At 68.8% G+C, this 19,968-nt stretch carries 16 protein-coding genes and 1 tRNA gene; all 17 read right to left on the bottom strand.

Going from position 1 to position 19,968, the window contains the following annotated elements; translation table 11 throughout:
- Positions 1-150: 150 nt before the first annotated feature.
- Positions 151-2,247 carry an elongation factor G gene (gene fusA, locus V6V47_RS21550; RefSeq protein ID WP_334630110.1) on the bottom strand — a complete coding sequence of 699 codons (2,097 nt, stop codon included), beginning with the start codon at positions 2,245-2,247 and terminating at the stop codon, positions 151-153.
- A 74-nt stretch (positions 2,248-2,321) separates the two neighbouring features.
- Positions 2,322-2,792: a 30S ribosomal protein S7 gene (gene rpsG, locus V6V47_RS21555; RefSeq protein ID WP_030489583.1), complete on the bottom strand. Its 471-nt coding sequence runs from the start codon at positions 2,790-2,792 to the stop codon at positions 2,322-2,324.
- Position 2,793: 1 nt separating this feature from the next.
- The gene (rpsL, locus tag V6V47_RS21560; RefSeq protein ID WP_014440718.1) at positions 2,794-3,168 is read right to left on the bottom strand and encodes a 30S ribosomal protein S12; all 375 of its coding nucleotides are present in this window, start codon (positions 3,166-3,168) and stop codon (positions 2,794-2,796) included.
- Between the two features lie 677 nt (positions 3,169-3,845).
- Positions 3,846-4,226, bottom strand: coding sequence for a hypothetical protein (locus V6V47_RS21565; protein WP_334630142.1), 381 nt, complete (start codon positions 4,224-4,226; stop codon positions 3,846-3,848).
- 774 nt (positions 4,227-5,000) lie between these two features.
- On the bottom strand, positions 5,001-5,369 hold the full coding sequence (locus tag V6V47_RS21570; RefSeq protein ID WP_334630111.1) for a hypothetical protein: 369 nt from the start codon (positions 5,367-5,369) through the stop codon (positions 5,001-5,003).
- A 218-nt stretch (positions 5,370-5,587) separates the two neighbouring features.
- Positions 5,588-9,478 carry a DNA-directed RNA polymerase subunit beta' gene (locus V6V47_RS21575; protein WP_334630112.1) on the bottom strand — a complete coding sequence of 1,297 codons (3,891 nt, stop codon included), beginning with the start codon at positions 9,476-9,478 and terminating at the stop codon, positions 5,588-5,590.
- 80 nt (positions 9,479-9,558) lie between these two features.
- A complete protein-coding gene (gene rpoB / locus V6V47_RS21580; RefSeq protein ID WP_334630113.1) occupies positions 9,559-12,990 on the bottom strand; it encodes a DNA-directed RNA polymerase subunit beta in 3,432 nt (1,143 codons plus the stop codon).
- 572 nt (positions 12,991-13,562) lie between these two features.
- Complete coding sequence (gene rplL / locus V6V47_RS21585; protein ID WP_334630114.1) at positions 13,563-13,949, bottom strand: 50S ribosomal protein L7/L12; 387 nt, start codon at positions 13,947-13,949, stop codon at positions 13,563-13,565.
- Positions 13,950-14,003: 54 nt separating this feature from the next.
- Positions 14,004-14,549 (bottom strand): 50S ribosomal protein L10, encoded by a 546-nt coding sequence (gene rplJ, locus V6V47_RS21590; RefSeq protein ID WP_334630115.1) that lies wholly within the window; start codon positions 14,547-14,549, stop codon positions 14,004-14,006.
- 352 nt (positions 14,550-14,901) lie between these two features.
- A complete protein-coding gene (locus tag V6V47_RS21595; protein WP_334630116.1) occupies positions 14,902-15,591 on the bottom strand; it encodes a hypothetical protein in 690 nt (229 codons plus the stop codon).
- On the bottom strand, positions 15,588-16,511 hold the full coding sequence (locus V6V47_RS21600) for an ABC transporter ATP-binding protein (RefSeq protein WP_334630117.1): 924 nt from the start codon (positions 16,509-16,511) through the stop codon (positions 15,588-15,590). The genes V6V47_RS21595 and V6V47_RS21600 overlap by 4 nt, the downstream gene beginning before the upstream one ends.
- Before the next feature lie 80 nt (positions 16,512-16,591).
- Positions 16,592-17,308: a 50S ribosomal protein L1 gene (gene rplA / locus V6V47_RS21605; RefSeq protein ID WP_334630118.1), complete on the bottom strand. Its 717-nt coding sequence runs from the start codon at positions 17,306-17,308 to the stop codon at positions 16,592-16,594.
- 79 nt (positions 17,309-17,387) lie between these two features.
- Entirely contained in the window at positions 17,388-17,819 is a 432-nt protein-coding gene (gene rplK, locus V6V47_RS21610; protein WP_334498718.1) for a 50S ribosomal protein L11, read from the bottom strand.
- A gap of 187 nt (positions 17,820-18,006) precedes the next feature.
- A complete protein-coding gene (nusG, locus tag V6V47_RS21615; protein ID WP_334630119.1) occupies positions 18,007-18,729 on the bottom strand; it encodes a transcription termination/antitermination protein NusG in 723 nt (240 codons plus the stop codon).
- A gap of 39 nt (positions 18,730-18,768) precedes the next feature.
- On the bottom strand, positions 18,769-19,161 hold the full coding sequence (gene secE / locus V6V47_RS21620; RefSeq protein WP_334630120.1) for a preprotein translocase subunit SecE: 393 nt from the start codon (positions 19,159-19,161) through the stop codon (positions 18,769-18,771).
- Positions 19,162-19,373: 212 nt separating this feature from the next.
- Positions 19,374-19,446, bottom strand: a tRNA-Trp gene (locus tag V6V47_RS21625).
- Positions 19,447-19,575: 129 nt separating this feature from the next.
- Complete coding sequence (locus tag V6V47_RS21630) at positions 19,576-19,968, bottom strand: MaoC family dehydratase (RefSeq protein WP_334630121.1); 393 nt, start codon at positions 19,966-19,968, stop codon at positions 19,576-19,578.

A 19,968-nucleotide genomic window follows, 5' to 3' on the forward strand; every position in this document is an offset into this window, starting at 1 on the left:
GTCGACAGCCTTTCCGGCCTGACGGCCGGGAAGCTTTTGTGGGTTCTGCGGCGATGAAGCCTACAGGCCCGATCTCACGCAACCCGATCGTGGTGGCCGCGGGCGGGTGAAACCTCCCGCGACCAACCACGAATCACCTGCTCCGGGACGTTACTCGCCCGTCGCCTTGGCAATGATCTCCTTAGCGACGCTCGAGGGAACCTCGGCGTAGGAGTCGAACTGCATGCTGTAGCTAGCCCGGCCCTGGGTCTTCGACCGCAGGTCGCCGACGTAGCCGAACATCTCCGACAACGGCACCAGAGCCCGAACGATGCGGGCGCCGCTGCGCTCCTCCATCGCCTGGATGATTCCGCGGCGGGAGTTGAGGTCACCGATGACGTCACCCATGTTCTCCTCAGGAGTGGTGACTTCAACGGCCATCATCGGCTCGAGCAACGCAGGGTCGGCCTTGCGGGCCGCGTCCTTCATCACCATCGAGCCGGCGATCTTGAATGCCATTTCCGACGAGTCGACCTCGTGGTACTGGCCGTCCAGCAGGGTCAGCTTGACACCGACCAGCGGGAAGCCGGCGAGGATGCCGTACTGCATGGCGTCCTGCGCGCCCGCGTCCACCGACGGGATGAACTCCCGGGGGATGCGGCCACCGCTGACAGCGTTGGCGAACTCGTAGGTCGGCGAGTCGTTGTCGAGCGGAAGCGGCTCGATGCTCACGATGACGCGGGCGTACTGGCCCGAACCACCGGTCTGCTTCTTGTGCGTGTACTCGACCTTCTCCACCTTGCGGCGGATGGTCTCGCGGTACGCCACCTGCGGCTTGCCGACGTTCGCCTCGACGTTGAACTCACGTCGCATACGGTCGACCAGGATGTCCAGGTGCAGCTCACCCATGCCGGAGATGACCGTCTGACCGGTCTCCTCGTCCAACCGGACGCGGAAGGTCGGGTCCTCCTCGGCCAGGCGCTGGATCGCGGTGCCCAGCTTCTCCTGGTCGGACTTGGTCTTCGGCTCGATCGCCACCGAGATGACCGGCTCCGGGAAGGTCATCGACTCCAGGATCACCGGGTTCGCCGGGTCGGAGAGCGTGTCGCCGGTGGTGGTCTGCTTGAGACCCTGCACGGCGATGATGTCGCCGGCCTGCGCCGACGGACGCTCTTCCCGCTTGTTGGCGTGCATCTGGTAGATCTTGCCGATCCGCTCCTTGCGGTCCTTGGTGGAGTTGACCACCTGGGAGCCGGACTCGAGCAGACCGGAGTAGACCCGGACGTAGGTGAGCTTGCCGAGGTGCTTGTCCGTCTGGATCTTGAAGGCCAGACCGGAGAACGGCTCCGACTTGGACGGCTTCCGCACCAGCGGGGTCTCGCCGTCGGTGGCCGTACCCTCGATCGCCGGAACGTCCAGCGGCGACGGCAGGAAGTCGACCACGGCGTCGAGCATCGGCTGGACGCCCTTGTTCTTGAACGCCGAGCCGCAGAGCACCGGGTTGGCCTTGCCGGCGATGGTGGCACGCCGGATGGCGGCCTTGATCTCCTCGACGGAGACCTCCTCGCCTTCCAGGTACTTCTCCATCACCGAGTCGTCGACGTCGGCCAGGGTCTCCATCAGCTTCTCGCGCCACTCGGCCGCGGAGTCGACCAGGTCGGCCGGGATCTCCTCGATCGCGTAGTCGTCACCCTTCTGGGTCTCCCCACGCCAGGTGAGCGCGCGCATGCCGATCAGGTCGACGACACCGATGTGGTCACCCTCGAGCCCGATCGGGATCTGGAGCACCAGCGGGGTGGCGTTGAGCCGGTCGATCATCATCTGCACGCAGCGGAAGAAGTCGGCACCGGTCCGGTCGAGCTTGTTGACGAAGCACATGCGCGGGACGTTGTACTTGTCGGCCTGCCGCCAGACGTTCTCCGTCTGCGGCTCGACGCCGGCGACACCGTCGTAGACCGCGACCGCACCATCCAGCACGCGCAGCGACCGCTCGACCTCGACCGTGAAGTCGACGTGGCCAGGCGTGTCGATGATCTGGATCGTGTGGCCCTTCCACTCACACTTGGTAGCAGCGGAGGTGATGGTGATGCCACGCTCCTGCTCCTGCTCCATCCAGTCCATGACGGCAGCGCCCTCGTGGACCTCACCGATCTTGTACGTGATGCCGGTGTAGAACAGGATCCGCTCGGTGGTCGTGGTCTTACCGGCATCGATGTGCGCCATGATGCCGATGTTGCGTACGTTGGCGAGCGCGTCTGCGGCGGCCACTTCAATCCCTACTTATCGTCGTCTCGACTCAACTGGTGGCGGTTCCGGCGCCCGTGGGCGCCGGAACCAGGGTGTTACCAGCGGTAGTGCGCGAAGGCCTTGTTCGACTCGGCCATCTTGTGCGTGTCCTCGCGCCGCTTGACGGCGGCACCGAGGCCGTTGCTCGCGTCCAGCAGCTCGTTCATCAGCCGCTCGACCATGGTCTTCTCACGCCGAGCGCGGGAGTAGGTCACCAGCCAGCGCAGGCCCAGGGTGGTCGCCCGGGTGGGGCGGACCTCGACCGGAACCTGGTAGGTGGCGCCACCGACACGGCGGCTGCGCACCTCGAGGGTCGGCTTGACGTTGTCCATCGCCCGCTTGAGGGTGACGACCGGGTCGGTGCCGGACTTCTCGCGGCAGCCCTCGAGGGCCGCGTACACGATGGTCTCGGCGAGCTGACGCTTGCCGCGCAGCAGGATCTTGTTCACCAGCTGGGTGACCAGCGGCGAGTTGTACACCGGGTCAGCGACCAACGGCCGCCGCGGAGCGGGTCCCTTACGCGGCATGTCAGCTCTTCTCCTTCTTCGCGCCGTAACGGCTGCGCGCCTGCTTGCGGTTGCGGACACCCTGGGTGTCCAGCGAGCCGCGAACGATCTTGTAACGCACGCCGGGGAGGTCCTTCACCCGGCCGCCGCGAACGAGCACGATCGAGTGCTCCTGCAGGTTGTGACCGACGCCCGGGATGTAGGCCGTCACCTCGATCTGGCTGCTGAGCTTCACACGAGCGACCTTGCGCAGCGCCGAGTTCGGCTTCTTCGGGGTGGTGGTGTACACGCGGGTGCACACGCCGCGCCGCTGAGGGGAACCCTTCAGCGCCGGGGTCTTGGTCTTGCTCGTCTTTGCCTGGCGGCCCTTTCGGACCAGCTGCTGGATCGTGGGCACCGGGTTTCTCCGCTCCCTTCGGCCGCTGTCGCGACCGCGCCGTCTGCTCGTTAGCCGGCCTGATGACCGGCTCTCCTACATTCCGACCAGGGCCGCCTTGCGGCAGTCCCGGCACCCGCGGTCGGGCGTGTCGCCCCGTCCACGGTCCCGGTGGGGACGCTTTCGCGTGCCTACCGGGGATCTGTCTGTCACCGGCCCGCGAGTCGCCCCGCTCCGGATCCTTGGCTTGCCGTGCCGCCGTCCGGAATCCGGATCCAGCGCACGCACGAGTTGCCCGGGCAGGCCCGGGCACAAGGGGAAAGAGTACCTACCACAGCCGCCCAGGTCAAAACGGAATGACCCGGCGAACATCTCACACCCGCCGGTCTGATCCCGCCCTGCCCCGTCGCCCGCAATGGGCACCTACGAATACAAGTGTACCGGCTCCCCCGCCGGACCACCCGTCGCCCCCGGGGCGGCCACCCCGGGCAGGCGCGGACCCTTCGCCGACTCGAACCGGCCGGTCAACCGCCGGCGCGCGTCTCCGATAAGGGACAATCCACGCGACAAGTGTGCAGCAGCAGCCCTCTGATCCATGATCATCTCGAGATCACGGACGTCGGGGTATCAACGACGGCCGGTTACCCCGACCTCACCGACACCGTGCGGATCAGCCAAGGCCGGGTGGGTGATGGGGCTCACGCCAGTGAGATCAACAATGCCAGGCCCAGACCCAGGGCGCTGAGCAGCGCCCCCGCCGCGCCGCAGCTGATTCCGGCCACCGCCAGGCCCTGCCCGGTGAACCGGACCGCGGGCGGCGCCGCCGGCCGGCGGATCTGCCGCCGACCGAGCAGGCCGGCGACGATCGCCGCCACCCCGGCGAGCATGCCGAGCACGGCGAACGCTCCGGACGCCCAGGCCCCACCGTTGTTCGCGAAGGCCACCCCGATGCAGATCACCAGCAGCGAGACCAGGATCGACGCGATGCCGACCAGCAGCGCCCCTACAGCCAGACCGGAGGTGACCGGGGGCACGTCCAGGTGCACCACGCCGAACGGCGTACCCGGCACCATCTCCACCCGCTTCGGCGGCCGGCGCTGGTCGTCCGTGGGTGGCGGCACCGGCGGTGCTGGCGACACGCCCCAACCAGCGGCCTGGCCCGACGGCGGGGCTCCCCAGCCGGGCGCCCCACCAGCGCCACTCACCGGCCAGGTGGACGGAGGCACCGGGCCCGCCGCCCCGCCAGGCCCGCTCGCCGGCGGCCCCCAGCTCTGCGCCGCCGGGGCCGGCGCCCCAGATCCGGGGTACGGCTGCCCGCCACCCGGGTACGGCACCCCAGATCCGGGGTACGGCTGCCCACCCGGGTACGGCACCCCAGAACCCGGGTACGGCTGCCCACCACCCGCGTAGGGTGCCCCGGATCCGGGGTACGGCTGCCCGGTGCTCGAAGGGGCCGTGCCGGTATTCGGGGACGGCTGCCCGGGGCTGGGCGGCGTCGGCGTACCCCAGTTAGGAGACGGCGTGGAAGCCGCCGGAGCGCCCCAACCGGGTGTCGACGCCAGCGGTTTGCCCCAGTCGGGCGTGGCGGCCGGCGACGGCCCGCCGTCCGGGGATGCATCCTGGCTGGCCGACTCACCGCCCGGGTCGGGTCGCGCCCAGTCGCTCGGCTCAGGCAGGCCGTTGGCCGGCTCCGACGCGCCAGGATGACCGGCCGGTTCGTCCGCCGGTGGCCGCGCCGGTTCCGTCACGAGGTCCTCCTGTCGACAGGGCCGCCACCGCCGTGCGACGGACACCGGCCAGGCTACCGTCGGGTGCACAGGCGCTTACGCCCGGCGCGGCGGCGAGCCGGCGGCTCAGTCCATGTTCGTCGGATAGTCGTGGCCCAACGGAGAGCCCGCCATCCGGACCACGCCGATCACCACCGCGATCACCACGCTGACCGCGACCAGCACCAGGCCGGTCCACGCGAGCCGCTCCCCCCGTCGCAGCCAGGCCGCGCCGGTCAGGAAACCCCCCGAGGTGTACGCCTCTCGGCGCGCCTGCCGAGCGAGTTGCAGCGCCACCGTGGCCGGCGCCACTCCACCGATGAACAGACCGGTCAGCATGCCGAGCAGTCCCAACGCGAAGACCGCCCGCGCCTTGGTGGCTCGGGCCGGGTCGGGATCCAGCGGGTGGCGCAGGCCCTGCTGCGCGACGGGCACCTGCCCGGGTGCGGTCGTCATGCCCCCATCATGCCGAACCCGGCCCGCGGATGGGCCAGGCCCGGACTGAGCGACGCTGTTCAAGATCTCTGTGGCCTCAGCAGTTCCACGGACCCGCTCGCAACTGTTCCGGACACCGTGATCATGGGCGTGGCCGCGGCGGGCACGGTCGGGTGCCCCGAGCCCGGACGCGACGAGGCCCCCGGCGGGTGCCGGGGGCCTCGTCGTGCGGTTGGTGCTTAGCGGTACGACCCGAAGTCGAAGTCGTCCAGCGGCACAGCCTGCCCGTTGGCCGGCCCGAAGCCGTAGTCGGTCTCCGGGTAACCGGTCATCGAGTAGACCTTGGCCTTCGCCTCCTCGGTCGGCTCCACCCGGACGTTGCGGTACTTGCTGATGCCGGTACCAGCCGGGATGAGCTTTCCGATGATCACGTTCTCCTTGAGGCCGACCAGCGAGTCGCTGCGCGAGTTGATCGCAGCGTCGGTCAGCACCCGGGTGGTCTCCTGGAAGGAGGCCGCCGAGAGCCAGGAGTCCGTGGCCAGCGAGGCCTTGGTGATACCCATCAGCACCGGACGACCGGCGGCGGGCTCGCCGCCCTCCGAGACGAGTCGGCGGTTCTCCGACTCGAACAGCGCCCGGTCGACCAGCACACCCGGCAGGAACTCGGTCGAGCCGGAGTCGATGACCGTCACCCGCTTGAGCATCTGGCGAATGATGATCTCGATGTGCTTGTCGTGGATGAGCACACCCTGCGAGCGGTAGACCTCCTGGACCTCACTGGTCAGGTGGACCTGGACCGCCCGCGGACCCATGATCCGCAGCAGCTCGTGCGGGTCGATGGTGCCCTCGGTCAGCTTCTCGCCGACCGCGACGTGACCGCCGTCGTGGGTACGCAGCCGAACCCGCTTGGAGATCTTGTCGTACACGATCTCCTCGCTGCCGTCGTCCGGCACCACGATGATCTTGCGCGAGCGCTCGCCGTCCTCGATCCGGATCCGGCCGGGGGTGTCGGCGATGGGCGCCTTACCCTTCGGGACCCGGGCCTCGAAGATCTCCTGGACACGCGGCAGACCCTGGGTGATGTCCTCACCCGCGACACCACCGGTGTGGAAGGTACGCATCGTCAGCTGCGTACCCGGCTCACCGATCGACTGGGCGGCGATGATGCCGACCGCCTCGCCGACGTCCACGGTCTTGCCGGTCGGCAGCGAACGCCCGTAGCAGGCACCGCAGACACCCAGCTTCGACTCGCAGGTGAGCACGCTGCGCACCCGGACCGTCTCCACGCCGGCGGCGACGATCTTGTCGACCCCGATGGAGTTGATGTCCTGACCCCGCTCGGCGACCACGGTGCCGTCCGGCCCCTTGATGTCGTCGGCCAGGGTACGGGCGTGCACGCTGGTCTCGGCGTGCTCGTGCACGACCAGCTTGCCGCCCTCCAGGCGCTCGCCGATCTGCATCGGGATCGCCCGGTCGGTGCCGCAGTCTTCCTCGCGGATGATGACGTCCTGCGAGACGTCCACCAGACGACGGGTCAGGTAACCCGAGTCGGCGGTACGCAGCGCGGTGTCGGCGAGACCCTTACGGGCACCGTGCGTGGAGATGAAGTACTCCAGCACGGACAGACCCTCCCGGTAGCTGGCCTTGATCGGCCGCGGGATGATCTCGCCCTTCGGGTTGGCCACCAGACCACGGATCGCCGCGATCTGCCGGAGCTGGAGCAGGTTGCCTCGAGCACCCGAATTGATCATCTTCCACAGTGGGTTCTCCTGCGGAAGCGCAGTGTCCATCTCCTTGGCGACCTCGTTGGTCGCCTTGGTCCAGATCTCGATGAGCTCGCCGCGACGCTCCTCGGCGGTCATCAGACCACGCTGGTACTGCTTGTCGATCCGGTCGGCTTCCTTCTCGTACTTCTCCAGGATCTCCGCCTTGCGCGGCGGAGCGATGACGTCCTCCATGCCGATGGTCACGCCGGACCAGGTGGCCCAGTGGAAACCGGCCTCCTTGAGCCCGTCCAGGGTGGCGGCCAGCGCCACCTTGGGGAACCGCTCGGCAAGGTCGTTGACGATCGCGGAGAGCTGACCCTTGCGGATCTCGTAGTTCACGAAGCGGTAGCCCTGCGGCAGCGTCTCGTTGAACAGCACCCGACCCAGGGTGGTCTCCACGGTCAGCGCTTCGCCCTCGACCCAGCCCTCCGGGGCGGTCCACGGCTCGGCGCCGGCGCCGTTGTCGACCCCGATCACGTTGTGCAGACGGATCTTCACCGGTGCCTGCAGGTGCAGCTCACCGTTGTCGAACGCCATCCGCGTCTCGGCGTCCGAGCTGAACGCCCGGCCCTCGCCCTTCTCACCGGGGGTGAGGTGGGTGAGGTGGTAGAGACCGATGACCATGTCCTGGGTAGGCATGGTGACCGGCTTGCCGTCGGCCGGCTTGAGGATGTTGTTCGACGACAGCATCAGGATCCGGGCCTCGGCCTGGGCCTCAGCGGACAGCGGCACGTGCACCGCCATCTGGTCACCGTCGAAGTCGGCGTTGAACGCGGTGCAGACCAGCGGGTGGATCTGGATCGCCTTGCCCTCGACCAGCTGCGGCTCGAAGGCCTGGATGCCCAGGCGGTGCAGGGTCGGCGCCCGGTTGAGCAGCACGGGGTGCTCGCCGATGACCTCTTCCAGCACGTCCCACACGACCGGACGCTGCCGCTCGACCATCCGCTTGGCAGACTTGATGTTCTGCGCGTGGTTGAGGTCGACCAGCCGCTTCATCACGAACGGCTTGAACAGCTCCAGCGCCATCTGCTTGGGCAGGCCGCACTGGTGCAGCTTGAGCTTCGGGCCGACCACGATGACCGAACGGCCGGAGTAGTCGACGCGCTTGCCCAGCAGGTTCTGGCGGAACCGGCCCTGCTTGCCCTTGAGCATGTCGGACAGCGACTTGAGCGGACGGTTACCCGGACCGGTGACCGGCCGGCCGCGGCGGCCGTTGTCGAACAGCGCGTCGACGGCCTCCTGGAGCATCCGCTTCTCGTTGTTGACGATGATCTCGGGCGCGCCGAGGTCGATCAGCCGCTTGAGGCGGTTGTTCCGGTTGATCACGCGGCGGTACAGGTCGTTCAGGTCCGAGGTGGCGAACCGGCCACCGTCGAGCTGCACCATCGGGCGCAGGTCCGGCGGGATGACCGGGACGCAGTCCAGCACCATGCCGAGCGGCGAGTTGCGGGTGTTCAGGAACGCCGCCACGACCTTGAGTCGCTTGAGCGCCCGGATCTTCCGCTGGCCCTTGCCGGACCGGATGGTCTCCCGCAGGCTCTCGGCCTCGGCGTCGAGGTCCATGTTCTGGACCAGCGCCTTGATCGCCTCGGCGCCCATCGAGCCGGTGAAGTACTCACCGAACCGGTCGCGCAGCTCGCGGTAGAGCAGTTCGTCGGTGACCAGCTGCTTCGGCTCCAGCTTGCGGAAGGTGTCCAGCACCTCGTCCAGGCGGTCGATCTCGCGCTGGGCCCGGTCGCGGATCTGGCGCATCTCGCGCTCTCCGCCCTCCTTGACCTTGCGCCGGACGTCCGCCTTGGCACCCTCGGCCTCCAGCTCGGCCAGGTCGGCCTCGAGCTTGGCGGCCCGCTTCTCGATCTCCGAGTCGCGGCTGTTCTCGGACTGCCGCTTCTCGGCCAGGATCTCGTTCTCGATCGTCGAGAGGTCGCGGTGACGCGACTCCGCGTCCACGCTCGTCACGACGTACGAGGCGAAGTAGATGATCTTCTCGAGGTCCTTGGGGGCGAGGTCCAGCAGGTAACCCAGCCGGCTCGGCACGCCCTTGAAGTACCAGATGTGGGTGACCGGAGCGGCCAGCTCGATGTGGCCCATCCGCTCACGACGCACCTTGGAGCGAGTCACCTCGACGCCGCAGCGCTCGCAGATGATGCCCTTGAAGCGCACCCGCTTGTACTTACCGCAGTAGCACTCCCAGTCCCGCTGCGGACCGAAGATCTTCTCGCAGAAGAGCCCGTCCTTCTCCGGCTTGAGGGTGCGGTAGTTGATCGTCTCAGGCTTCTTGACCTCGCCGTGCGACCACTGACGGATGTCGTCGGCGGTGGCGAGACCAATGCGCAGCTCGTCGAAGAAGTTGACGTCGAGCACTATGTCCCCTATGTCGTCGTCTGTACTGCTAATTCTCGGGCGAGGTCGGGGGCCGGCGTACCGGCCCCCGACCGCTCACCTCAGACCTCTTCGACCGAGCTCGGCTCGCGCCGGGACAGGTCGATGCCCAGCTCCTCAGCGGCCCGGAACACCTCGTCGTCGGTCTCGCGCATTTCCAGGGCCACACCGTCGCTGGAGAGCACCTCAACGTTGAGGCACAGCGACTGCAGCTCCTTGAGCAGCACCTTGAACGACTCCGGGATGCCCGGCTCCGGGATGTTCTCGCCCTTGACGATGGCCTCGTAGACCTTCACTCGGCCGAGCACGTCGTCGGACTTGATCGTGAGCAGCTCCTGCAGGGCGTAGGCAGCGCCGTACGCCTGCATCGCCCAGCACTCCATCTCACCGAAACGCTGACCACCGAACTGCGCCTTACCACCCAGCGGCTGCTGCGTGATCATCGAGTACGGACCGGTCGAACGAGCGTGGATCTTGTCGTCGACCAGGTGGTTGAGCTTCAGGATGTAGACGTAGCCGACCGCGATCGGGTCCGGCAGCGGCTCGCCGGAACGACCATCGAACAACTGCGCCTTGCCGGTACGCCCGATCAGCTGCTTGCCGTCCCGGTTGGGCAGGGTCGACTCGAGCAGGCCGGAGATCTCCTCCTCGCGAGCACCATCGAAGACCGGGGTGGCCACGTTGGTGTCGCCCTCGGACTCGTGCGCGTCGATCGAGCGCAGCTGGCGCTTCCAGTCGGCGTCGTCACCCTCGACCTTCCAACCGGTCTTGGCGACCCAACCGAGGTGGGTCTCCAGCACCTGGCCGATGTTCATCCGGCTCGGCACACCGAGCGGGTTGAGCACGATGTCGACCGGGGTGCCGTCCTCAAGGAACGGCATGTCCTCGATCGGCAGGATCTTCGAGATGACACCCTTGTTGCCGTGCCGGCCGGCGAGCTTGTCGCCGTCCTGGATCTTGCGCTTCTGGGCGACGTAGACCCGGACCAGCTCGTTGACACCCGGCGGCAACTCGTCGCCGTCCTCGCGGGAGAACGTGCGCACACCGATGACCGTGCCGGTCTCGCCGTGCGGCACCTTCAGCGAGGTGTCCCGAACCTCACGCGCCTTCTCACCGAAGATCGCGCGGAGCAGGCGCTCCTCCGGGGTCAGCTCGGTCTCACCCTTGGGCGTGACCTTGCCGACCAGGATGTCGCCGGGGACGACCTCGGCGCCGATCCGGATGATGCCGCGCTCGTCGAGGTCAGCGAGCATTTCCTCGCTGACGTTCGGGATGTCGCGGGTGATCTCCTCCGGGCCGAGCTTGGTGTCCCGGGCGTCGACCTCGTGCTCCTCGATGTGGATCGAGGTGAGCACGTCCTGCTGCACGAGGCGCTGCGACAGGATGATCGCGTCCTCGTAGTTGTGGCCCTCCCAGCACATGAACGCCACCAGCAGGTTGCGTCCGAGTGCCATCTCGCCCTCGTCGGTGCACGGACCGTCGGCGATGACCTGACCGGCCTCGACGCGGTCGCCCTCGAAGACGACCGGCTTCTGGTTGACGCAGGAGCCGGCGTTGGAGCGGCGGAACTTGTGCAGCAGGTACGTCCGGCGGTGGCCGTCATCCTGGTGGATGGTGACGTAGTCGGCGCAGAGATCCTCGATCACACCACCGACCTCGGCGACCACCACGTCGCCAGCGTCGACCGCGGCCCGGTACTCCATTCCCGTACCCACGAGCGGCGCCTCGGCCTTGACCAGCGGCACCGCCTGGCGCTGCATGTTCGCGCCCATCAGTGCCCGGTTGGCGTCGTCGTGCTCGAGGAACGGGATCATGGCGGTCGCGACCGAGGTCATCTGCCGGGGCGAGACGTCCATGTAGTCGACGGCGCCGGGGACGACGTCCTCGGTCTCGCCGCCCTTACGACGGCAGAGCACCCGGTCCTCGGCGAACGTGCCGTCAGGCTGCAGGCGCGCGTTGGCCTGGGCCTTGACGAACCGGTCCTCCTCGTCCGCGGTCAGGTAGTCGATCTGGTCGGTGACCCGACCCTCGACGACCTTCCGGTACGGCGTCTCGATGAAGCCGAACGGGTTGACCCGGGCGAAGGTGGACAGCGCGCCGATCAGGCCGATGTTCGGGCCTTCCGGCGTCTCGATCGGGCACATCCGGCCGTAGTGGGACGGGTGCACGTCGCGGACCTCGAAGCCGGCCCGCTCCCGGGACAGACCACCCGGGCCGAGCGCGCTCAGCCGACGCCGGTGGGTCAGGCCCGCCAGCGGGTTGGTCTGGTCCATGAACTGGGACAGCTGCGACGTCCCGAAGAACTCCTTGATCGCCGCCACCACCGGGCGGATATTGATCAGGGTCTGCGGGGTGATCGCCTCGACGTCCTGCGTGGTCATCCGCTCGCGGACGACACGCTCCATCCGGGACAGGCCGACCCGAACCTGGTTCTGGATCAGCTCGCCCACGGTACGGAGGCGCCGGTTGCCGAAGTGGTCGATGTCGTCGGCCTCGTAGCCGTCCTCACCGGCGTGCAGCCGGCACAGGTACTCCACGGTGGCGACGATGTCGTCCTCGGTCAGCGTGCCGGTGGTGATCGGTACGCCGACTTCGAGCTTCTTGTTGAACTTGTAGCGCCCGACCTTGGCGACGTCGTACCTCTTCGGGTTGAAGAAGAGGTTGTCGAGCAGGGTCTGGGCGTTCTCGCGCGTCGGCGGCTCGCCAGGGCGCAGCTTGCGGTAGATGTCGAGCAGAGCCTCGTCGGCGCCGGCGATGTGGTCCTTCTCGAGCGTGGTCATCATCAGCTCGGACCAGCCGAACTTCTCACGGATCCGCTCGGCCGACCATCCGATGGCCTTGAGCAGGACGGTGACGGCCTGCCGACGCTTGCGGTCGATGCGTACGCCGACCGTGTCGCGCTTATCGATGTCGAACTCCAGCCAGGCACCCCGACTCGGGATGACCTTGACGCTGGAGAGGTCGCGGTCGGAGGTCTTGTCCGGCTGCTTGTCGAAGTACACGCCCGGAGACCGGACGAGCTGGCTGACCACGACGCGCTCGGTGCCGTTGATGACGAAGGTGCCCTTGGGCGTCATCATCGGGAAGTCACCCATGAACACCGTCTGGCTCTTGATCTCGCCAGTGGTGTTGTTGGTGAACTCCGCGGTCACGAAGAGCGGAGCGCAGTAGGTCAGGTCCTTCTCCTTGCACTCCTCGATCGAGGCCTTGACCTCGTCGAAGCGCGGCGCTGAGAAGGAAAGAGACATGGTGCCGGAAAAGTCCTCAATGGGACTGATCTCTTCGAGGATCTCCGCGAGACCCGAGCGTGCGTGCGGGTCGTCCGCCGACCGGCCCTGCCAAGCCTCGTTGCCAACGAGCCAGTCGAACGACTCGTTCTGGATGGCGAGGAGGTTGGGGACCTCGAGGTGTTCGGTGATCCTGCCGAATGAAACTCGGCGGGGCGCGAATGCGCTCGACGTACGACTGGTCTTCGCAGGGCGGGAAGCTGCCAAGATGCGTCCTTCCGAGGACCGGTGCTGCAGAACGGCTGGTACGCGTGCACTCCAATGACCCCACCAGAAATATCCGTAAACGGACATTTCCGCGCAGGGGTCAAGACGGAAGGCAGCGCAAACTAGCAGTGTAGCCGAGAGGCTAACCGCTGTCCAGCCCACCCCGCAGGTCGTTTGCGGAACGCGCCTCGGGCCCCCGGAAACGGGGTCTACCGGGCCGCTCGGAACGCAACGGTCCTGCCGGGCCGCTCGGGTAGCAGCGGCTGATGGTGCCGCCGCTGCACTACCCACATCGTGGCCGTCGCAAGCGCGGTGTCTTGCTGGTGTCAGCGTGCCTGGCAGCCCGGGGCCGCGTCAAGGCCCGGTATCCGGTTGCCCCTCTTTCCCGCCGACGACACACCCCGCCAGGCACGGCCGATGCAGGGCTGATGGTCGTCGAAGCCCAGCTCAGGCCGCCTGTGCACCGGAGCCACCAAACACAGCGGGCGGTGACCCTGTCGGATCACCGCCCGCCGCGACGCGGTGGTATTCCCGGCTCAGCGAGCCGGGCAACGCGCTGGTGGAGCGTCAGGTCACTTGAGGGTGACCTTGGCGCCCTCGCCCTCGAGCTTGGCCTTCGCCTTCTCGGCGGTCTCCTTGTTGACCTTCTCCAGGATGGCCTTCGGCGCGGACTCGACCGCGTCCTTGGCCTCCTTGAGGCCCAGGCCGGTCAGCTCGCGCACGACCTTGATGACCTGGATCTTCTTGCCGCCGTCAGCCTCGAGGATGACGTCGAACTCGTCCTTCTCCTCCTCGACCGGAGCAGCAGCGGCGCCGCCGCCGCCACCCTGGGCGATCGCGACCGGAGCGGCCGCGGTGACCTCGAAGGTCGTCTCGAACTGCTTCACGAACTCGGAGAGCTCGATCAGCGTCATCTCCTTGAACGCGTCGAGGAGCTCGTCGGTGCTGAGCTTCGCCATGTCTGGCGTCCTTTCCTAAATCTGTTAAGTAAGAACTGGTGCGCCGGGAGGGCCTCAGGCCGCCTCGGCGCCCTCCTTCTCGCGCTTGTCCTGCAGGGCAGCCGCCAGGCGGGCGGTCTTCGACAGCGGGGCCTGGAACAGGGCCGCGGCCTTGCTCAGGTTGCCCTTCATCGCGCCGGCCAGCTTGGCCAGCAGCACCTCGCGGGACTCCAGGTCGGCAAGCTTCGTGACCTCGGCCGCGGAAATGGCCTTGCCCTCGAAGACACCGCCCTTGATGACGAGCTTCGGGTTGGCCTTCGCGAAGTCGCGAAGTCCCTTCGCCGCCTCGACGACGTCGCCCGAAACGAAAGTCAGCGCGGTAGGACCGGTGAACAACTCGTCGAGGCCGGTGATGCCCGCGTCCGTCGCAGCACGCTTGGCCAGCGTGTTCTTCGTGACCGTGTAGCTGGTCTCGGCACCGAGCGTGCGCCGCAGCTGGGTGAGCTGCGAAACGGTCAGACCGCGGTACTCGGTCAGCACGGTGGCGCCCGAACTGCGGAAGCTCTCGGTCAGCTCAGCGACGGCCGTGGCCTTGTCGGCCCGGATCGGCTTGTCCGCCATGTCCCTCCTCTCTCGTTACTCGAGGCTGGTCCCCGTCACGGCCGGAGCCGGGGCGGGGGCGGAGGCAGCACGACAACGAGAAAAGCCCCGGCGCAGGGCGCACGGGGCGAGGGCCGGCGGATCGTCATGGTCGGCGGACCATGCTCACTGCCGAGTTACGCTTGCCGCCCTACGCGGGTCGCCCGTCGTCGCGGGACCTTCGACCGTGCCGAAGCACGGTGACCAGCGGTCTTTGGGTGGTTCCTCATCCATGACAACACGGATGACGTTTGAAGAGTACGCGACCGCGTGACCTGCGCCAAATCGCCCTCGTGTGGGCTGGGCCACCGCCGGCCCAGCGACCCCGGGCTGGTCAGCCCTGGGCCCGCCGCCGCCACAGGTAGCCGCCGGCCGCCACGGTGCTCCAGACCAACGCCCAACCGCTGAGCCCCAGCAGGGTGAGCGCGGCGGCGTCGCCCGCGATCGCGCGGGCGGTGGCCATGATCGGCGGTGCGAGCCAGGGAGCCACCGAGCCGGCCATACCGAGCACCACCGCGCCGACGCCGCCGAGGGCCAGGACCGCGACGCCGTACCCGGCACTGCCCACGGAGGCCCGGCTGGCGAGCGCGCCAAGGGCCACCGCAGCGGGTACGGCCAGCAGATGCGCCCACAGCCCCAGTGCGAGGCCGACCAGCACCGACCGGTCGGTGGGCTCGACGGGGCCGGTGACCCCGCCGACCAGCCACGGGAAGACCAGCGCGATGGCCACGGTGACCAGCGCGACCACGCCGGCGGCGAGCAGCCCGCTCAGCCGTTCCCGGGCCACCCCGACCGTGACCTGAGCCAGCCGGCGCTGGACGTCCGGCTCGACGTCCAACAGGATCTTGGTCTGCCATGCCAGCACCGGGAAGAGCACCACCGCCGAGACGCCGTACGCCTCCGCCGGCTGTGCCCGACCCCCGCCGTAGAGGATGGCGAGCGCCACCAGGCCGGCGAGCAGTGGCGCGATCGCCCGGCCGGTCCGCAGGAAGCCGGCCAGCCGCAGCCGGACCAGGGCGCTCATCGGGCCTCCCCCGCCGCTCGCTCGACCGCCACGCCGGAATCATCGGCGGACACCGGGTCGTCCAGCGCCGGGTCGTCGCCGGCTGGGCGGGTCGCCGAGGCGTCGTCGGCGGAGCGGGTCGAGGGCGCGCCGTTGACAGGCCGGGCCGACGAGGCATCGTCGACCGACCGGGTCGACGCGGCGGCGGGCCGGGCGTCGGGGCGTACCCGCAGCACCTGGTGGCCCTCGGCGCGCAACCGGGCGACGGCGCCGGCGACCCGCGCGGCCGGCACCGCCAGCTCGATCACCGCGATCGCCTCGCCCTCCGCAGTCTCCTCGGTCACCGCGCCGTCGGCCACCAGCCAGCGACGTGCACCCGGCAGCCGGACCGTCTCCCCCCGGTGGTCACTGACCAGGACGGCGCCGCCGTCCGCCAGCACCTCGTCGATCAGATCCGGAACCAGCTCGCGGGTGGTGGCGTCCAGCCCCTCCCACGGCTCGTCCAGGACCAGCAGGCCCGGCGGCCGCAGCAGCGCCTGGGCCAGGCCGACCTTCTGGGCGGTGCCCTTGGACAGCTCCGGCAGACGGACCCCCCGGAACGCGGCCAGCCCCAGCCGGTCGGTCCAGGCCGTGACCGCCTCGTCGGCGGCCGCGCGGCCCAGTCCCGCCACCCGGGCCATCCCGGTCAGGTAGCGGGTCACGGTGAAGGGCTGGTCCGCAGGGAAGCGCTCCGGCACCCAGCCGACTCGCCCGGGCCGGTCGGTGACCCGGCCCCGGCCCGGCCGGAGCACGCCGGCGGCCACCTGGAGCAACGTCGACTTGCCCACTCCGTTGCGGCCCAGCACGACCGCCACCTCGCCCGGACCGATCTGAACCTGTACGTCTCGCAGCACCCACGGACCACGCCGGTGGTACCGCAACCAGACGTTCTCCAGCCGCATGCGGTCGAGCCTGCCACACCGCAGACGCGCCGGGGCGCCGCCACGGTGGTGGCGGCGCCCCGGTGGAGCGGAGTGTCGGCTCAGGCCTCGGCCGAGCCCTCCTGCAGGTTCTTGATCACGTTGGGGTCGACCGGGACACCCGGGCCCATCGTGGTGGTCAGGACGACCTTGCGGAGGTACTTGCCCTTCGCGGCGGACGGCTTGGCGCGCAGCACCTCGTCGAGCACCGCCGCGTAGTTGTCCACCAGCTGGCTCTCCGAGAAGGAGGCCTTGCCGATGATCAGGTGCAGGTTGGAGTGCTTGTCCACCCGGAAGGTGATCTTGCCGCCCTTGATGTCCTGCACCGCCTTGGTGACGTCCATGGTCACCGTGCCGGTCTTCGGGTTCGGCATGAGACCGCGCGGGCCCAGGATCCGCGCGATCCGGCCGATCTTGGCCATCTGGTCCGGCGTGGCGATCGCCGCGTCGAAGTCGAGCCAACCACCCTGGATCCGAGCGACCAGCTCGTCGGTGCCCACCTCGTCCGCACCCGCCGCGGCGGCCTCATCGGCCTTCGCGCCAGCGGCGAAGACGATCACGCGGGCGGTCTTACCGGTGCCGTGCGGCAGGTTGACCACGCCGCGGACCATCTGGTCCGCCTTGCGGGGGTCGACGCCGAGGCGCATCGCGACCTCGACCGTGGCGTCGAACTTGACGTTGGTGGTGTCCTTGGCCAGCTTCACGGCCTCGGCCGGGGTGTAGAGCCGGTCCCGGTCGATGGCGTCGGCGGCCTTGCGGTAGCTCTTGCTGTGCTGCATTGCTGATTACTCCTGTGGTCTCTGGCGGGCCCGCTCGGCGCGTGCCCTCCCACGGTCTGATCGTCGGCCGGAGCCGGCGTCAGTCGTTGACGGTGATGCCCATCGAGCGGGCGGTGCCGGCGATGATCTTCTCGGCCTGGGCCAGATCGTTGGCGTTGAGGTCGGCCATCTTCTTCTCGGCGATCTCACGCAGCTGGGCGCGGCTGACCGAGCCGACCTTCTCGGCCTGCGGGACGCCCGAACCCTTCTGCACACCGGCAGCCTTGATCAGCAGCCGGGCGGCGGGCGGGGTCTTCAGCACGAAGGTGAAGGACCGGTCCTCGTACACGCTGATCTCGGCGGGGACGATGTCGCCCCGCTGGGACTCGGTCTGCGCGTTGTAGGACTTGCAGAACTCCATGATGTTGACGCCGTGCTGGCCGAGCGCGGGGCCGACCGGCGGCGCCGGCGTGGCCTGGCCAGCCGGCAACTGAAGCGTGAACGTCTTGACGAGCTTCTTCTTCGGAGGCATGTCACTTCCTGGGGCTTGGAGCTGGGAAAATGCGGCTGACACCGCCCTCGGGGCGCGCACGGTCAGCGCGGTGCGACAGCGGCGACGTTCAAGAGTAGCGCAGGCCGCGTCCCGCTCGTCTGCCGAGGTCGAGCGGGAGGGGGTACGCCGACGTCGACGGCGGGCTGGGCCCGCCGTCGACGACCGGTCAGATCTTGGCGACCTGGTTGAAGTTGAGCTCCACGGGCGTCTCCCGACCGAAGATCGACACCAGCACCTTGAGCTTCTGCTGGTCGGCGTTGATCTCGCTGATCGTGGCCGGCAGCGACGCGAACGCGCCGTCGGTGACGGTGACCGAGTCGCCCACCTCGAAGTCGAGGACCTTGATCTCGGGCTTCGACTTCTTCTGCTCGGTCTCGACGGCCGGCGCCAGCCACTTCAGCACCTCGTCGAGGGAGAGCGGCGCGGGCCGGTCAGCCCGGTCGGTCGCGCCGACGAAGCCGGTCACACCCGGGGTGTTCCGGACGCAGGAGTACGACTCCGCGGTCAACTCCATCCGGACCAGGATGTAGCCCGGGAAGACCTTGGCTTGGACCTGGTTCCGCTTGCCGTTCTTGACCTCGATCTCTTCCCGGGTCGGCACCTCGACCTGGTAGATGAAGTCCTCCATGTCGAGGCTCGTGATCCGGGTCTCGAGATTGGTCTTGACCTTGTTCTCGTAACCGGCGTACGAGTGCACCACGTACCAGTCGCCCGGCGCGTAACGCAGCTTCTGCCTCAGCTCGGCGACGGGATCGTAATCCTCGTCGGGCGCGGGCTCGGTGGTTGGGAACTCCGGCTCGCTGGCGGCCTCAACCGACTCGTCACCAGCCGCCGTCGCGACGGTGGACTGCTCGTCCACCGGTCCGGCGGTCTCGTCGTACTCAGGCACGCTCGCTCACTTCCGTCACTATCGGCTGGAGACAGCCGGTCAGTCCGTGTTGCCGAAGACAAACAGCACGGCCTTGGCGAAGCCGAAGTCCAGGACACCCACGATCGTCAGCATCACCGCTACGAACGTCACCACCACGGCGGTGTACGTCAGCAACTCCTTGCGCGTCGGCCAGATGACCTTACGCAACTCGGCCACGACCTCGCGGAAGAACCGGGCGATGCGGCCGAATACGCCTACCCGCCCCGTCTCCGACCGGGTGGTCGGACGGCTGTCCGCCGACTCCGCCCGAGCGCGGGACCGCGTCGCGGTGCCGCCCCCGGAGATCGGCTCGTCCGCGCTGGTGGCGTCGTCGTCAGCTACGTCGTCGACGACCTCGTCGTCCAGACGATCGTCGCCGGCGTCCTCGCCGCGCCGCTTGTTGTCGGCCACTTCGCCCTCCGTCGCGGAATCTCGGGTCGCACGCCGGACGGCGTGCGCGGCGCTGTTCACGCCGGCCGGACCAACCGTCCCGCGACGGGCCGCGGCCGGCGGATCAACCAGAGGGGTCCGGTGTGTCGGAACCACCCCGCCGATGCCACCACCACGGGCCGGACGCCGCCTTGTCGGCGGCGCGACCCACGGGAACGGTCAGGCCTGAGGCGCAGGGGTGACAGGACTTGAACCTGCAGCCTGCGGTTTTGGAGACCGCTGCTCTGCCAATTGAGCTACACCCCTGTGCGGCAACACTCGCCCCACGCGGTCACAGACGACCGAGCAGGGGTCACTTGCCCCACGGCGGACCAGTGTACGGGTAGCCGCCCGACTTTCCCAACCGGTCTCCCCGCCGCGCGTGGCAGACCCGGGTCAGCCGGTCGTCCGGATGGTGGCACGGGCCTGCGAGAGCACTTTCTCGCCCTGGCAGGTGGCCGTCACGTCGATCCGGGTGAGGCCGTCCTCGGTCACCTCGCGGACCTTCGCGGTGACCTCGATCTCGGTCCCCTGCTCGTCGTCGGGGACGACCACCGGCCGGGTGAACCGGACGCCGTACTCGACCACCGCGTCGGGCGACCCGGCCCACTCGGTGACCGCCCGGCCGACCAGCGCCATGGTGAACATGCCGTGCGCGATCACCCCGGGCAGCCCGACCTTGGTGGCGAACCGGTCGCTCCAGTGGATCGGGTTGAAGTCACCCGAGGCGCCGGCGTAGCGGACCAGGTCCGCGCGGGTCACCTGGTACGTCTTGGCTGGCAGCTCCAT

The sequence above is a fragment of the Micromonospora sp. CPCC 205539 genome (genome assembly GCF_036906815.1).
In the GTDB taxonomy this organism is placed as follows: Bacteria; Actinomycetota; Actinomycetes; order Mycobacteriales; family Micromonosporaceae; genus Micromonospora.

Excerpts from the sequence above, each read along its gene's own strand:
- V6V47_RS21630 (WP_334630121.1), bottom strand. The coding sequence starts at position 19,968 with ATGGAGCTGCCAGCCAAGACGTACCAGGTGACCCGCGCGGACCTGGTC.
- rpsG (WP_030489583.1), bottom strand. The coding sequence starts at position 2,792 with ATGCCGCGTAAGGGACCCGCTCCGCGGCGGCCGTTGGTCGCTGACCCG.
- V6V47_RS21595 (WP_334630116.1), bottom strand. The coding sequence starts at position 15,591 with ATGAGCGCCCTGGTCCGGCTGCGGCTGGCCGGCTTCCTGCGGACCGGC.
- rplK (WP_334498718.1), bottom strand. The coding sequence starts at position 17,819 with ATGCCTCCGAAGAAGAAGCTCGTCAAGACGTTCACGCTTCAGTTGCCG.
- rplL (WP_334630114.1), bottom strand. The coding sequence starts at position 13,949 with ATGGCGAAGCTCAGCACCGACGAGCTCCTCGACGCGTTCAAGGAGATG.
- V6V47_RS21570 (WP_334630111.1), bottom strand. The coding sequence starts at position 5,369 with ATGACGACCGCACCCGGGCAGGTGCCCGTCGCGCAGCAGGGCCTGCGC.
- rplA (WP_334630118.1), bottom strand. The coding sequence starts at position 17,308 with ATGCAGCACAGCAAGAGCTACCGCAAGGCCGCCGACGCCATCGACCGG.
- V6V47_RS21600 (WP_334630117.1), bottom strand. The coding sequence starts at position 16,511 with ATGCGGCTGGAGAACGTCTGGTTGCGGTACCACCGGCGTGGTCCGTGG.
- rplJ (WP_334630115.1), bottom strand. The coding sequence starts at position 14,549 with ATGGCGGACAAGCCGATCCGGGCCGACAAGGCCACGGCCGTCGCTGAG.